The sequence below is a fragment of the Rhizobacter sp. P3_B12 genome (assembly GCF_056402895.1).
Map to the genome: position 1 here is coordinate 1 of NZ_JBFUGN010001398.1, position 1,207 is coordinate 1,207.

Annotated in this window: 2 protein-coding genes; both read left to right on the forward strand. The window is 70.0% G+C overall.

The window, feature by feature from the left end; translation table 11 throughout:
• Positions 1 to 146 precede the first annotated feature (146 nt).
• Complete coding sequence (locus AC1D01_RS35560) at positions 147 to 845, forward strand: class I SAM-dependent methyltransferase (protein ID WP_477874352.1); 699 nt, start codon at positions 147 to 149, stop codon at positions 843 to 845.
• On the forward strand, positions 842 to 1,207 hold a 366-nt coding region (locus AC1D01_RS35565; RefSeq protein ID WP_477874354.1), incomplete at its 3' end, for a PglD-related sugar-binding protein. The genes AC1D01_RS35560 and AC1D01_RS35565, both read left to right, overlap by 4 nt.

The window sequence follows — 1,207 nt, forward strand, 5'->3', positions numbered from 1 at the left end:
GTGGCGCAGGGCCTGCGCACGCTGGTGTCGGCGGGCCGCGCGGCGCGGCGCGCGATGGGCGAGCGCGGGCGGCAGTTCGTCATGGCGAACCACAGCTACCCGGTGCTGGCGCAACGTTTCATCGAGGCGCTGGCGGGGAGGCCTGCATGACCCATGAACCTGACAAGGTCGCGCAGCGCTACGCGCGCCGCCAGGTCGGCGACCGCTACAGCCTGCTGCGGCCCGAGGTGTGGCAGATGGTGCACGAGCGGCAGCGCGCGATGCTGGGGCTGTTCGCGCGGCACGGCATCACCGACCTGTCGGCGCTGCGGCTGCTGGAGGTCGGCTGCGGGCAGGGCGGCAACCTGCTGGAGCTGCTGCGGCTGGGTTTCTCGCCCGAACACCTGAGCGGCATCGAACTGCTGCCCGAGCGAGTGGCGCAGGCACGCCACTGCCTGCCGGCGGCGCTGGCGCTGTACGAAGGGGACGCGCTGCAGGCACCGATCGCTGACGCGTCGCAGGACGTGGTGTTCGTGGCCACGGTATTCTCTTCGCTGCTGGACGACGCGTTCCAGCAGCGGCTGGCCGATGCGATGTGGCGCTGGGTCAAGCCGGGGGGCGCGGTCCTCTGGTATGACTTCACCGTCGACAACCCGCGCAATGCCGACGTTCGCGGCGTTCCTCTGCGGCGCGTGCGGGCATTGTTTCCAGAGGGCCATCTGCTGGCGCGACGCGTCACGCTGGCACCGCCGCTGGCTCGCGCGGTCGCGCCGCTGCACCCCGCGCTCTACACGTTTTTCAATGCCGTTCCGGCGCTGCGGACCCACCTGCTCGCCTGGATCGCCAAGCAAGGCCCTGCGCCATGAACCATTCTGCGCTGCTGGTGATCTTTGGCACGGGCGCGCATGCCCGCAAGGTATTCCATTGCTGGCGGTCCGGCGGAGGCGATGTCTGGACCTTTGCCGACGATGCGCCACATGCCGCAAGTCCGGTTCCCGGGATTCCGGTGATCGCCGGCAGCGATCTCGAGCGACATCCGCCCGGTAATCTCTTCATCGGTGTCGGCCGCGCCGAGGCCCGGCAACGCCTGATGGACCGCTACCAGTCGTGCGGCTGGCAGTTTCCGGCCATCGTGCATCCCCGCGCCTGCGTGGCACCTGATGCAGTCCTGGAACCGGGGGTGCTCGTTGCCGCGGGGGCGGTGGTCGAAAGCGGCTCGCATCTGGGG

Excerpts from the sequence above, each read along its gene's own strand:
- AC1D01_RS35560 (WP_477874352.1), top strand. The coding sequence starts at position 147 with ATGACCCATGAACCTGACAAGGTCGCGCAGCGCTACGCGCGCCGCCAG.